This window comes from Streptomyces sp. NPDC046716 (genome assembly GCF_040645755.1).
GTDB lineage: Bacteria > Actinomycetota > Actinomycetes > Streptomycetales > Streptomycetaceae > Streptomyces.
The window spans coordinates 197263-210555 of the sequence record NZ_JBEYYU010000003.1 but is presented as its reverse complement, the minus strand read 5'-3'; the positions used below and the strand labels follow the sequence as shown (position 1 = coordinate 210555).

12 protein-coding genes are annotated in these 13293 nt (G+C 73.1%); 3 read left to right on the top strand and 9 right to left on the bottom strand.

Annotation, left to right across the window (positions count from 1 at the left end):
- Nucleotides 1-981: an alpha-ketoacid dehydrogenase subunit beta gene (locus tag ABZ930_RS03860; protein WP_361540908.1), complete on the bottom strand. Its 981-nt coding sequence runs from the start codon at nt 979-981 to the stop codon at nt 1-3.
- Nucleotide 982: 1 nt separating this feature from the next.
- Entirely contained in the window at nt 983-2170 is a 1188-nt protein-coding gene (gene pdhA, locus ABZ930_RS03855; protein WP_361540905.1) for a pyruvate dehydrogenase (acetyl-transferring) E1 component subunit alpha, read from the bottom strand.
- Between the two features lie 383 nt (nt 2171-2553).
- Between pdhA and ABZ930_RS03850 the strand changes: the two genes are divergently transcribed.
- Nucleotides 2554-3216 carry a response regulator transcription factor gene (locus tag ABZ930_RS03850; protein ID WP_361540902.1) on the top strand — a complete coding sequence of 221 codons (663 nt, stop codon included), beginning with the start codon at nt 2554-2556 and terminating at the stop codon, nt 3214-3216.
- Nucleotides 3217-3335: 119 nt separating this feature from the next.
- Nucleotides 3336-3788 (top strand): pyridoxamine 5'-phosphate oxidase family protein, encoded by a 453-nt coding sequence (locus ABZ930_RS03845; protein WP_361540899.1) that lies wholly within the window; start codon nt 3336-3338, stop codon nt 3786-3788.
- A 45-nt stretch (nt 3789-3833) separates the two neighbouring features.
- Here ABZ930_RS03845 and ABZ930_RS03840 read toward each other — a convergent pair whose 3' ends face one another.
- Both ABZ930_RS03840 and ABZ930_RS03835 read right to left on the bottom strand, forming a co-directional pair.
- Complete coding sequence (locus tag ABZ930_RS03840) at nt 3834-5432, bottom strand: protein kinase (RefSeq protein WP_361540896.1); 1599 nt, start codon at nt 5430-5432, stop codon at nt 3834-3836.
- Nucleotides 5433-5774: 342 nt separating this feature from the next.
- Nucleotides 5775-6317 carry a bacterial proteasome activator family protein gene (locus ABZ930_RS03835; RefSeq protein WP_361540893.1) on the bottom strand — a complete coding sequence of 181 codons (543 nt, stop codon included), beginning with the start codon at nt 6315-6317 and terminating at the stop codon, nt 5775-5777.
- A 187-nt stretch (nt 6318-6504) separates the two neighbouring features.
- Between ABZ930_RS03835 and ABZ930_RS03830 the strand changes: the two genes are divergently transcribed.
- Nucleotides 6505-6891 carry a hypothetical protein gene (locus ABZ930_RS03830; RefSeq protein WP_361540890.1) on the top strand — a complete coding sequence of 129 codons (387 nt, stop codon included), beginning with the start codon at nt 6505-6507 and terminating at the stop codon, nt 6889-6891.
- Between the two features lie 24 nt (nt 6892-6915).
- On the opposite strand, the gene ABZ930_RS03825 is transcribed toward ABZ930_RS03830, so the two are convergent.
- The 5 genes from ABZ930_RS03825 to ABZ930_RS03805 form a co-directional block, all read right to left on the bottom strand.
- On the bottom strand, nt 6916-7896 hold the full coding sequence (locus tag ABZ930_RS03825; protein ID WP_361540887.1) for an NAD(P)H-quinone oxidoreductase: 981 nt from the start codon (nt 7894-7896) through the stop codon (nt 6916-6918).
- 24 nt (nt 7897-7920) lie between these two features.
- A complete protein-coding gene (locus ABZ930_RS03820) occupies nt 7921-9012 on the bottom strand; it encodes a potassium channel family protein (protein WP_361540884.1) in 1092 nt (363 codons plus the stop codon).
- A gap of 118 nt (nt 9013-9130) precedes the next feature.
- Complete coding sequence (locus ABZ930_RS03815; RefSeq protein ID WP_361540881.1) at nt 9131-10840, bottom strand: molybdopterin molybdotransferase MoeA; 1710 nt, start codon at nt 10838-10840, stop codon at nt 9131-9133.
- Nucleotides 10837-11757 carry an NTP transferase domain-containing protein gene (locus ABZ930_RS03810; protein WP_361540878.1) on the bottom strand — a complete coding sequence of 307 codons (921 nt, stop codon included), beginning with the start codon at nt 11755-11757 and terminating at the stop codon, nt 10837-10839. Before ABZ930_RS03810 ends, ABZ930_RS03815 begins: the two co-directional genes overlap by 4 nt.
- Before the next feature lie 89 nt (nt 11758-11846).
- Nucleotides 11847-13292, bottom strand: a complete 1446-nt coding sequence (locus ABZ930_RS03805) for a dihydrolipoamide acetyltransferase family protein (protein ID WP_361540875.1) — start codon at nt 13290-13292, stop codon at nt 11847-11849.
- Between the last annotated feature and the right edge of the window lies 1 nt (nt 13293).

Below are 13293 nucleotides of genomic sequence, written 5' to 3'. Positions count from 1 at the left end.
TCAGTACGCCAGCGAGCGGTCGACGGCGTCGAGCACCCGGTCGAGGCCCGGCAGGTACTCCTCCTCCAGGCGCGCCGGCGGATACGGCGTGTGGTACCCGCCGACCCTCAGCACGGGCGCCTCCAGATGGTAGAAGCACCGCTCGGTGATCCGGGCGGCGATCTCCGCGCCGGAGCCCAGGAACACGGGCGCCTCGTGCACGACCACCAGGTGCCGCGTCTTCTCCACCGACTTCTGCACGGCGTCGAAGTCCAGCGGGGAGATGGAGCGCAGGTCCAGGACCTCCAGCGAGGTGCCCTCCTCCGCGGCGGCCGCGGCGGCCTCCAGGCAGACCTTCACCATCGGCCCGTACGCGACGAGCGTCAGGTCGGTGCCCTCGCGGGCGACGACGGCCTTGTGCAGGTGGGCCGGGACGGCCTCGGTGTCGACCTCGCCCTTGTCCCAGTAGCGGCGCTTGGGCTCGAAGAAGATCACCGGGTCGTCGCTCTGGATGGCCTGCTGGAGCATCCAGTACGCGTCCGACGAGTTCGACGGCGTGACCACCTTCAGGCCCGCCACGTGCGCGAACAGCGCCTCGGGCGACTCGCTGTGGTGCTCGACCGCGCCGATGCCGCCGCCGTACGGGATCCGGACGACGACCGGCACCTTGACCTTGCCGAGCGCGCGGGCGTGCATCTTCGCGAGCTGCGTGACGATCTGGTCGTAGGCGGGGAAGACGAACCCGTCGAACTGGATCTCCACGACGGGCCGGTAGCCGCGCAGCGCCATGCCGATCGCGGTGCCGACGATGCCCGACTCGGCGAGCGGGGTGTCGATGACCCGGTCCTCGCCGAAGTCCTTCTGCAGCCCGTCGGTGACCCGGAAGACACCGCCCAGCTTGCCGACGTCCTCGCCCATGACGAGGACCTTCGGGTCGTTCTCCAGCGCCGTGCGCAGGGATTCGTTGATCGCCTTGGCGATCGGGAGCTTCTGTACGGCCATCTCAGGCACCCTCCTCCGCGAACGACGCCTGGTAGGCGGCGAACTGCGCGCGCTCCTCGTCGACGAGCGCGTGCCCGTCCGCGTACCCGTGCTCGAACATCGCCATCCGGTCGGGGTTCCGCATGCCGCGCACGGCCTCGCGCACCCGCCGGCCGAGCGTCTCGCTCTCGGTCTCCAGCTCCGCGAAGAACTCCGCGCCGGTGTCGGTGTGGTTCTCCAGGTAGGTGCGCAGGCGCAGGATCGGGTCCTTCGCCTCCCACGCGACGCGCTCCTCGTCGGCCCGGTACTTCGTCGGGTCGTCGGAGGTGGTGTGCGCGCCCATCCGGTACGTGAACGCCTCGACCAGCGTCGGGCCCTCGCCGTCGCGCGCCCGCTGGAGCGCCCACCGGGTCACGGCGAGGCAGGCCAGGACGTCGTTGCCGTCGACGCGGACGCCCGGGAAGCCGAAGCCCTGCGCGCGCTGGTAGAGCGGCACGCGGGTCTGCTTCTCGGTGGGCTCGGAGATCGCCCACTGGTTGTTCTGGCAGAAGAACACGACCGGCGCGTTGTACACGGCGGAGAACGTGAAGGACTCCGCGACGTCGCCCTGGCTGCTGGCGCCGTCGCCGAAGTACGCGATCACGGCCGAGTCCGCGCCGTCCTTGGCGATGCCCATGGCGTAGCCGGTGGCGTGCAGGGTCTGCGAGCCGATGACGATCGTGTACAGGTGGAAGTTGTTGGTGTTCGGGTCCCAGCCGCCGTTGTTCACGCCGCGGAACATGCCGAGCAGGTTCTCCGGCTCGACCCCGCGGCACCAGGCGACGCCGTGCTCGCGGTAGGTCGGGAAGACGTAGTCGTCGTCGCGGGTGGCGCGCGCGGAGCCGACCTGGGCGGCCTCCTGGCCGAGCAGCGAGGGCCACAGGCCCAGCTCGCCCTGGCGCTGGAGCGTGACGGCCTCGGCGTCGAACCGGCGGGACATCACCATGTCGCGGTACAGGCCGCGCAGCGCGTCGTCGGTGATGTCGGCGACGTACTTGTCGTACTCGGTGTTCTTGACCCGCTTGCCCTCAGGGGTCAGCAGCTGGACCAGGTCCGTCTGTCCCTTGGCGGCTGCGGTCCTCCCGGGGGACTTCTTCGCAGTCTTGCTCGCGGCGGTCCGCTTGCGCGGGGTGCGCGCTGCGCCAGTGCTGGCAGCACTGTCAACGGTCACGTGTGCTCCTCCGTCGGTCCGGCCCCCGGGATTGCCGGATGGCCAGTCGGCTCGGCTCGCCTGATCCGTCCACGCACGGGGTGGGTGCGAGGCGCCGGAGACAGGCGCGACAAGTGCTCCGGCAAGCACCCTTCACCCAGCACGTTACCCAGTGGGTCACACATCTGCGAAACCCCATCTGACCTGCGATTTTGCTTGGATTTCCAAGTAAGTGCTTGATTGGATTTCCTAGTAATCGCATTTCGGGGTCGAGCGTCGCAGGTCAACAGCTGTGTGACGGCACCTGGTACCAGCGTGGCAGGGGGCCGGAACACCGGCACGTTATCCCGGTCACCCCTTGGTCATCTAGGGCGCTGCGCGAGTTGATATGTGAGACTGACCCCGTGCGCGAAGACGGAAAAATCAAGGTATTTCTCCTCGACGACCATGAAGTGGTCCGCAGGGGAGTCCATGAGCTGCTGTCGGTCGAGGACGACATCGAGGTCGTCGGCGAGGCCGGCACGGCGGCCGACGCCCTGGTCCGCATCCCCGCCACCCGGCCCGACGTCGCCGTCCTGGACGTGCGGCTGCCGGACGGCAGCGGCGTCGAGGTGTGCCGGGAGATCCGCTCCCAGGACGAGTCGATCAAGTGCCTGATGCTGACGTCGTTCGCGGACGACGAGGCTCTTTTCGACGCGATCATGGCCGGTGCCTCGGGTTATGTCCTCAAGGCCATCCGCGGCAATGAGCTGCTGACGGCCGTACGGGACGTCGCCGCGGGCAAGTCGCTGCTCGACCCCGTCGCCACCGCCCGGGTCCTGGAGCGGCTGCGCGACGGCGGCCGCAGCAAGGAGGACGACCGGCTGTCCGGCCTCACCGACCAGGAGCGCAGGATCCTGGACCTGATCGGCGAGGGCATGACCAACCGTGCGATCGGCGAGCGCCTCCATCTCGCCGAGAAGACGATCAAGAACTATGTCTCCAGCCTGCTGTCGAAGCTCGGCATGGAGCGCCGCTCCCAGGCGGCCGCGTACGTGGCCCGGCTCCAGGCCGAGAAGCAGCACTGAGCGCGTTCGCTCCGTCACCGTCGGCTCACCCGGATGCCCGCCCACACGGGACGTAGGTCCCGCGCGCTCGGGGCGGGCTCCTCTTTTCCGGCGCGGTGTCGGCATCGCACAGTGGTGACATGCCCTCCGAGACGCAGCCGGACCTGGACCGCGGCTTCGAGCTTCTCTCCCGCGTGCCCTACGGGAGAGTCGCCACCAGCATGCGCGCCCTGCCCTTCCTCGCCGCCGCCCGCCACGTCGTGGCCGACGGCCGCCTGCTGCTGCGCATGCACCGGGGATACGACTACCACCAGGCGTGCGTCGGCAGTGTCGTCGCGTACGGCGCGGACAACCTCGGCGCCGAGCGGCCGGGCGAGCCGGGCCAGTGGTCGGTGCAGTGCGTCGGCACCTGCGAGCTGATCGAGCCCAGCACCGCCGAACTCGAGCTCTTCGGATCCGCCCCGCACTTCGCGGACGACGAGGTCTACGAACCGGTCTACCTGTGCGTGACGCCGCAGTTCATGACGGTGCACGAGCTGCGCGGCGGGTCCGCCGCGGTGGAGCCGCCCGCGGTGCGCGCACGACGGCCCTGACCCGGCTGTCCGGATCAGGGCCGTAGGGCCTGCGTGGAGCGTCGGTCAGGGGGTGGCCGTCGGGGGAGTCGGCGTCGCGCCGCCGTTCCCCGCCGTGCTGCCCTCGGTCGCCCCGGCGTCCGTGCCGCCGTCCGACGTACCGGCGTCCGTGCCGCCGTCGGCGCCGCCGTCCGCACCACCGTCGGTACCGCCGTCGGTGCCGCCGCCTCCCGTGTTCTGACCGCCGTCCGTGCCGTCCGTGGGCGAGCCCGTGTCGGACGGCGCCTCGCTGGTCGGCTGGCGGGTGGGCGTCGACTGCGTCGTCTGCTCCGGAGGGGGCTGGTTGGTGTAGTCGCCGGTGTCGCCCGTGTCCGTGTCCTCGGTGGTCGCCTCGTCCGAGGGCTCCTCGGACTTCTTCGTCTCGGACTTGGTCGGCGTCGGCGACTGCTTCGTCCCGCCGCCCCCGTCGCCGCCGCTGTTGCTGACCGCCCAGGCGACGCCGACCGCGATCGCGATCACCGCGAGCACGGCCACGATCCACAGCTTGCCGCGGCCGCCGCCCCTGTTGCCGCCGCCCTCGAAACCGCCGTCGTCGCCCGGCGGGCGCAGCATCGGCTGGGCGGCGGTGCCGCTGTCGGGGTGCTGCATGGCCGTGGTGGCCGCGACGCCCATCGCCGGGGTGCCGCCGCCCTCGTGCATGCCGACCGGGCCCGTGTTCCAGGTGCCGGTGTGGCCGCCCTGCTCGTACAGCATCTGGAGCCCGTACTGGACGAGCCCGCGCATCTCCTCGGCCGTCTGGAACCGGTCGTCCGGGTCCTTGGCGAGCGAGCGCATGACGAGGCCGTCCAGCTCCGGCGGCACCGCGTCCGAGACCTCGGAGGGCGGCACGGGGGAGTCCTGGACGTGCTGGTAGACGACGGACAGCGGCGTCTCACCGGTGAACGGGGGCCGCAGCGCGAGGAGTTCGTAGAGCAGGCAGCCGGTCGCGTAGAGGTCCGAGCGGTGGTCGACGGCCTTGCCGAGCGCCTGCTCGGGGGAGAGGTACTGGGGCGTGCCCATGACCATGCCGGTCTGCGTCATGGTCGACTGGGCGCCGTGCAGGGCGCGCGCGATGCCGAAGTCCATCACCTTCACCGCGCCGGTGTTGGTGATGATGACGTTCGCGGGCTTGATGTCGCGGTGCACGATGCCGTGCTGGTGCGAGTACGCGAGCGCTTCGAGGACGCCGGAGACGATGATCAGCGCCTGCTCGGGGCCCGGCGCCTCGGCGTTGAGGAGGAGGTCGCGGATGGTGCGGCCCTCGACGATCTCCATGACGATGTACGGAACGGTCGAGCCGTTCACGTAGTCCTCACCGGAGTCGTAGACCGCGACGACCGCGTGGTGGTTCAGGCCGGCGACCGACTGGGCCTCGCGCGTGAAGCGGGCCTTGGAGACCGGGTCCTCCGCGAGGTCGGAGCGGAGCAGCTTGACGGCGACGGTGCGCCCGAGACGTACGTCCTCGGCCGCGAACACCTCGGCCATGCCGCCCCGGCCGAGTCTGCGGGTCAGCCGGTACCGGCCGTCCCCGACGAGCCCGCCGTTGCCCCACATCTCCGGCGCGTCTGACATACCGCCGCCAGTCGACTCGGGGTCGGACGGGCCCTGAGCGCCTGCCTGTGCCATCGGTCCTCGCCGTCGTTTCTGTGCGCGCTGCCGGATTCCTGCATCCCGTCGGAGTACGCGCGGTTGTGAATTACGGTCTCCGTCGCGGCCACGCTACAGGCTCCGGACACCGCCCCGGCCCGAGACGGACCGGACATCAAACCCGTTGGCGTGCAGGCCATGCAAATCGTGCGCGCCAATTCTGTGCCGGTCCCCTGACCACCGCCCGGCATAACGGTCACGTAACGGGCATCCCGCCCCGATGTCCGGTGGCGAAGCTCACGCCGGGTGGTGACAGCACGGAAGACGGGTCCGGCCCGCGCTGCTCGCGCGGGCCGGACCCGTCTCCCGTACCGGTGCGTCCTACAGGTAGGGGCCGCCCGAGCGGCCGCCCGTGCGCGGGTCCTCGTCCTCTTCGCCGCCGCCGACGCCCGGGGGCAGCGCGCGGCGCATCTGCTCCAGCTGGGCCCGCGCCGCCATCTGCTGGGCGAACAGCGTGGTCTGGATGCCGTGGAAGAGGCCCTCCAGCCAGCCCACCAGCTGGGCCTGCGCGATGCGCAGCTCCGCGTCGGTCGGCGTCGCGTCGTCCGTGAAGGGCAGGGAGAGCCGCTCCAGCTCCTCGACGAGCTCGGGCGCGAGCCCGTCCTCCAGTTCCTTGACGGAGCTGGCGTGGATCTCCTTGAGCCGCTGCCGGCTCGCCTCGTCCAGCGGAGCCACGCGCACTTCTTCGAGCAGCTGCTTGATCATGCTGCCGATCCGCATCACCTTGGCGGGCTGTTCCACCATCTCCGTCACCGGGACCTCGCGGGAGCCGTCGTCTGAGCCGCCACCCAGAGCCATTCCGTCCTGGCCCACGACCAAGATCTGCGGGTTCTCCGGCGACTGTTCGTTCCTCGGCATCTCCATGCCGCCATTCTCTCGCACCGAGCACTCTCATGACCGTGGTGCCCCCGTTACGGGCTGATCCACCGTCTCGGCAGACCCCAAATCCGGCGTGCCCGTTTTATCCAGCTATGTGAGGCTTAGCGCAGGCATCGGGCGATCGGTCCCAGGGGGACGGTCGGTCCCAGGGCGCGCGGCGGAAGGGGCAGGCATGGGGCGGCTTCGGTGGACGGCCGGCACGCTGGCCGTCCTGCTCGCCCTGCCCCTACTGCTCTTCCTCGTCCCGGGATCGCCGGGGGATCTCGCCCACGCGGCCGAGCCCTCGCCGCGCGAATCCCTCGCCGGCAGCCGGGCGGGGGTGGGCCGTACGCCGCCCGGCCGGGAGCTGCCCGCGCCGGAGGAGTCAGAGCCCGAACCGCCGCCGTCCGAACCGGCCGCGACCCCCGAGCCCCGCGACACCGAGCGGCCCTCCGCCGCACGGCAGCCCGTCGTGCAGCGGGGACTGGGCGGACCGCTCGCCAACGTGCTTCCGCTCGGCGCGGGGCTGCTGCTGACCGGGCTCGGGATCGCCTTCCTGGCGCTGCGCCTGCGCCGCTGAGCCCGGCGCCGCGGGCGTGACGCGCTACGCGTTCGTCAGCAGCACCTTGCCGATGTGGCCCGACTCCTCCAGGATCCGGTGGCCCTGGCCCGCATCGCTCATCGGCAGGCTGCGGTCGACGACCGGCCGTACGTGCCCGCCCTCGATCAGCGGCCACACGTGCTCGCGCACCGCCGCGACGACCGCCGCCTTCTCCGCGAGCGGGCGGGCCCGCAGCGTCGTCGCCGTGATGGCACCGCGCTTGCCGAGCAGCGCGGCGATGTTCAGCTCGCCCTGGACACCGCCCTGCATGCCGATGATGGCGAGCCGGCCGTTGACGGCGAGGGCGTCCACGTTGCGGTTCAGGTACTTGGCGCCCATGTTGTCGAGGATGACGTCGGCGCCCGCGCCCGCCGTGTTCTCGCGGATCTCCTCGACGAAGTCCTGCTCGCGATAGTTCACCAGGATGTCCGCGCCCAGCTCGGCGCAGAAGTCCAGCTTCTCCTTGGTGCCCGCGGTCACCGCGACCTTGGCGCCGACGGCCTTCGCCAGCTGGATCGCCATGGTGCCGATGCCGCTGGACCCGCCGTGCACCAGGAAGGTCTCCCCCGGGCGCAGGTGGGCGATCATGAAGACGTTCGACCAGACGGTGCAGGTCACCTCGGGCAGCGCGGCGGCCGTGACGAGGTCGATGCCGCTGGGCACCGGCAGCAGCTGCCCGGCGGGGACGACGACCTTCTCGGCGTAACCGCCGCCGACGAGCAGCGCGCACACCTCGTCGCCGACCGACCAGCCGCCGACCCCGGGGCCGAGCGCGGTGATCCGGCCCGCGCACTCCAGACCGGGGTACGGGGAGGAGCCGGGCGGCGGGTTGTAGAAGCCCTGCCGCTGGAGCAGATCGGCGCGGTTGACGGCGCTGGAGACGACCTCGACGAGGACCTCGCCCTCGCCGGGCACGGGGTCGGGGACCTCCGTCCAGACGAGCGCCTCGGGTCCGCCGGGTTCCGGGATCGTGATCGCATACATGGCCGCGAGGCTACTCCCGTCCCCCTACGGCAACGGCTTCGTGTCGGGCACCACCTGCCGGGTCGGCGTGACCCGCGCGATGGTGATCAGCCGGTCCGTGAGCTGGAGCGTGCCGACCGCCGGATCGTCGTAGCCGAGCATGCGGTGGCCGCGGACGACGCTGACCACCAGGTCGTCGGTGTCCCGCGGCTTGAGCCCGACCTCGGGCTTGGTCACCGTCCGCTCGACCAGGTCGAGGCCGCTGCCCTTCTGGATCAGGTCCTCCATGACCATGCCCGCGTGCGGGCTGAGCACCGACAGGCCGAGCAGGCGGCCCGCCGCGCTGGCGCTGGTGATGACCGCGTCGGCGCCCGACTGGCGCAGCAGCGGAGCGTTCTCCTCCTCGCGCACACAGGCGACGATCTTCGCGGCCCGGTTCAGCTGCCGTGCCGTCAGCGTCACCAGGACCGCCGTGTCGTCGCGCTGCGTGGCGATGATGATCTTCCGGGCCCGCTGCACCTCGGCCCGGAGCAGCACGCTGCTGCGGGTCGCGTCGCCCGTGACGCCCGCGTAGCCGAGGGCGGTGGCGGCCTCGATGGCCTTGCCGCTGGGGTCGACGACCACGACCTGCTCGGGCTTCAGTCCGGTGGCGCAGACCGTCTCCACGGCGCTGCGGCCCTTGGTTCCGAAACCGACGACGACGACGTGGTCACGCAAGGTGGACCTCCAGCGGTTCAGACGCCATTCCTCACGGGTCCGTTCGGTGAGGACCTCCAGCGTGGTGCCGACCAGGATGATCAGGAAGAGCACGCGGAGCGGCGTGATGATGAAGATGTTGATGAGGCGGGCGAAGTCACTGACCGGCACGATGTCGCCGTAGCCGGTCGTGGAGAGGGTGACGGTCGCGTAGTAGAAGGAGTCGAGCAGGTCGACCGTGCCGTCGGACGTGTCGTTGTAGCCGCTTCGGTCGGCCCACACGATCATCGCGGTGGCCAGCAGCACGGTCAGCGCCATCAGGACCCGGCGGGCGACCTGGCGCAGCGGCCGCTCGACGACCCGGCGGGGCAGTTTCACCCGGTAGGTCGTCGTACGCTCGTCGGCTTGGCGCGCCATGGCGTCATGGCCGGCCAGTTTCACGTGAAACACCCTTCTTCTGCGCGCGGGTCGAGGGCCCCGGTGGGCCGGAACCCGGCGGTGCGGGCTCCGGCCGGGCGGGGCCCGGATATGTGGGAGTGGGCGGTACGGGGTTCGGCGGTCATCGTGACCCCCAGGACCAGGGCAGGTCGAGGATCTCGACCTCCTGGCCCTCCTGGGCGCCGCCCGGCGGGATCACCGCGAGGGCGTCGGCGGCGGCGATGCCGCGCAGCATGGCCGGGCCGTTGTAGCGCAGCGGCACCGCCCACTCGTGCCCGCTGCCCTCGTCCTGCCGTACGACGACGGGGACCAGGCGGGTGTCGCCCGGGTGTCCGTGGACGGCGGTGTGGAGCGGGGCGCTGTACGGCTCCTGGTGCCCGGCCCGGCCGGACAGCTCCCGCAGCAGCGGTTCGGCGAGGGTGAGCAGTCCGGAGACGGCCGCGAGCGGGTTGCCGGGCAGGCCGACGAGGTGCCGGCCCTCGTCGAGGCGGGCGAGCAGCATCGGGTGGCCGGGGCGGACCGCGACCCCGTTCACCAGGAGTTCCGCGTCGAGGGCGCGGAGCGTGGGGTGGACGTGGTCGACGGGGCCGGACGCCGTGCCGCCGGTCGTGACGACGAGGTCGGCGGTGGACTTCCGGACCGCCTTGAGCAGCGCCTTCGGGTCGTCGCCGAGCCTGCGCACGGCCGTGACCTCGACGCCGAGCGCGCGCAGCCAGTGCGGCAGCATCGGCCCGAGCGCGTCCCGGATCAGTCCGTCGCGGGGCCGCCCCGAGGTCAGCAGCTCATCGCCCAGGACGAGCACGTCGACCCGGGGGCGCTCCACGACCACCAGCTCGTCGTAGCCCGCGGCGGCCGCCAGGCCGAGGACCGCCGGGGTGACGACCGAGCCCGCGGGCAGCAGCGGCTCCCCGCTGCGGCACTCCTGGCCGCGCGGCCGGATGTCCTGCCCGTGCGTGACGTCGCGCCGCGGGTGCAGCCTGCCCTGGTCGTCGAGGTGTCCGTGCTCGGACCGGATGACGGCGGTGGTGTCCGGCGGGATCCGGGCGCCGGTCGCGATCGCCGCCGCCTCCCCGTCGGAGAGCCTCGGCGGCGGCTCGTGCCCGGCGAGGATCCCCTCGTCCCGGACGTCCCAGGGGCCCGGCCCGGCCACGACCCAGCCGTCCATCGCCGAGGTGTCGAAGGACGGCAGGTCGGTCAGGGCGGTGAGGGGCGCGGCGAGCACGAGGCCCAGGGCCTCGTCGAGCGGGGAGCTGGTCGCGCCGGGCGGGATCCGCGCGGGCTCGGTCGCGGCGGGCTCCGCCGCGGGCGGGGCGGGCGGTGGCGTGTGGTCGGCGAACGGCAGCCCGGGGAGCGGCAGTTGGTTCTCGTCCACGGGGACGGGCGCGATGGCGTCGAGCGCGTCCACGGCACTGGCGGCCAGGGCGGCGGAGACGCGGGGTTCCGCCGTACGGGGTGGGGGTGCCGGCGCCGGGTGCTGCGCGGCGCGGGCGGTGCGGGCCCGGTGCTCGGCCGCGGACCGGCCCGCCCGGGCGGCGGCGCGACGGGCGGCGGTCCAGGACGTTCCCTCACCGTGGCCGTGCGCGCCGTGGGGCGCGTGCGGGGTGTCGGGGGCCGGGCGGGCGCCGGGAGGTGCGGGCTGCCGGTCGCGCTCCGGGTGGGCGGGCGCGGAGCTCCGCGTCCGCGGAGAGGCGGGGGCGGTGGGGGCCGGGGGCGGGGTCGGGGCGTCGTCGGGCCGGGGCCCGCTCCGGCCGCCGTTGGCCAGGGCCAGCGCCTCTTCGACGTCGCCGTCCAGCGGGTCGGCGTGCGCGGACCGCGCGTGCGGGCCGCTCATCCCGCGTCGCCGGACTCGGCGTCCGCCGCGGCGGCCTCCTCGGCCCACCGGTTGGCGAGCGCGGCGGCCTTGGCGGCGGCCGCGGCCACGGCTTCGGGGCCGCCGCCCGCCCGCCCGGCCGCGTATCCGACGAGGAACGTCGTCAACGGTGCCGCGGGGCGCGCGACCCCGTGCGCGGCATCACGGGCGAGATCGAGCAGGACGCCGGTGTCGACGTCCAGGTCGATGCCCAGTTCGTCCTTGGCTGCGGAGATCCATTCATCCAACACGTGCCCATGCTCCCTGATCCGTGATCGGGCGGCGGCGATGTCCTCCCAGGTGTCGCAGTCGAAGGAGGCGGCGGGAGCGACGGGATCGGTGCGCCGTGCGAGCCGCAGATCCCGGGTGAGCAGCCGCAACGGCAGGCCCGTGAGCGCCCCGTGCTCCCCCGTCAGGGCGTCCAGCGTCCGGCGCAGCGCCGCCACCCGATAGGCGGCGACGAGCGGCTGGTCCCGGCCCTCGCCGTCGGTCAGCAGCGCCCCTTCGGCGTCCTGCTCGGCGAGCGTGTCGAGCAGCAGCCGTACGGTGCGCGGCTCCAGGAACGGCAGATCGGCGGAGAGCGCGACGACCGTGTCCGGCCGGTCCCGCGCCGGGTCGTCGAGGGCCCGAACTCCCGCTGCCAGGGCGGCGAGCGGCCCGCCGCCCGGCGGCTCCTCGCGGGCCCAGCGGACCGGGCGCGCGGTCGGTCGGGGCGCGGCCACGACGACGGTGTCCCGGGCCCCGGCGCAGGCGGCGAGGACCCGGTCGAGCAGGGCGCGACCGCCGACCCGCACCCCGGGCTTGTCGGCTCCGCCGAGCCGCCGCGCGGCGCCGCCCGCGAGGACGACGGCGTCGTACGCGGGCGCGCTGCGCGGGCCGGGCGTGGCGGCTTCGGTCATCCCCCGAGTATGGGCGCAGAACCGATCATTGCCACCCCGGGGGACACCGACTCGGCGGAGCGGGCCCGGTCAGCGGGGCGCGGCCCCGGTCAGAGCGTGCGCAGCAGCACCGCCGGCTGTTCCACACAGTCCGCCACGTACCGCAGGAAACCGCCCGCCGTGCCGCCGTCGCAGACCCGGTGGTCGAAGGTGAGGGAGAGCTGGACGACCTGGCGGACCGCCAGTTCCCCTTCGTGCACCCAGGGTTTGGCCGCGATCCGGCCGACGCCGAGCATGGCCGCCTCCGGGTGGTTGATGATCGGGGTGGAGCCGTCGACCCCGAACACCCCGTAGTTGTTCAACGTGAAGGTGCCGCCGGTGAGTTCCCCCGGCGTCAGCGTCCCGGTCCTGGCCTTGTCGGTGAGCCGCGCGAACTCGGCGCTCAGCGACTCGGCGCCGCGCGTGTGGGCGTCCCGTACGACGGGGACGACGAGGCCGCGCTCGGTCTGCGCCGCGAACCCGAGGTGCACCTGGTCCAGCCGGACGATCTCGCGGCGGGCCGTGTCCACCGTGGCGTTCAGCTCCGGGTAGCGGGCCAGTGCCGCCGTGCAGATCCGGGCGAGCAGCGCCAGGACCGAGATCTTCGGCCCGGCGGACGGGCCGGTCGCGGTGTTCATCGCCGCGCGCGCGGCCAGCAGCTCCGTGGCGTCGGCGTCCACCCAGCAGGTGGCGTCGGGTATCTCGGTACGGCTGCGGGACAGCTTGTCGGCGATGGTCCCCCGGATGCCGCGCAGGGGGGTGCGGTGGCCCTGCGGCGCGTTCGAGATGCCCGGGGCCGTCGTGGTCTCCGGGGCTGTGCCGGTCTCGGGGACGGTGGTGGTCTGCGCGGCTGTGATGGTCTCCGGAGCCGTCGACCGCTCCGCCACCGCCCGCTCCACGTCCGAGCGCAGGATGAGCCCGTCGCGCCCCGAGCCGGCCAACCGGCTCAGGTCGAGGCCGTGTTCCCGCGCAAGCCTCCGCACGAGCGGCGAGATCACGGCGACCGGCCCCGTGGTCCGCTCCGCGCCCTGCTCCCCGACCGGCGCGGCGGCGGACTCGGCGCGCTCGGGCGCACGCCGCTCGGGCACCGACCGCTCGGACACCCCGTTCGCCGTCGCGGGCCGCACTCGCCTGCGCCGGGCGGGCGCCGCGCTGGTCCCGTACCCCACCAGCACGTTCCCCGACTCGTCCGGCTTCTTCCGGGCCGCGTCCCGCGGGGCCTGCGTCGAGGCCGCCGGAGCCGGACCGCCGGGTGCGGAGTCCGCGCCGTCCGCGCCGACGGCGACCGTCAACAGCGCCGCCCCGACCGGCAGTTCGGACCCTTCGTCGCCGAAGCGGGCGGTGACCACGCCCCCGTAGGGACACGGCACCTCGACCATCGCCTTGGCGGTCTCCACCTCCACGACCGGCTGGTCGACGGCGACCACGTCACCGACGCGCACCAGCCAGCTCACGATCGTCGCCTCGGTGAGTCCCTCCCCGAGATCGGGCAGCTTGAACTCCAGCACCTGCGCCATC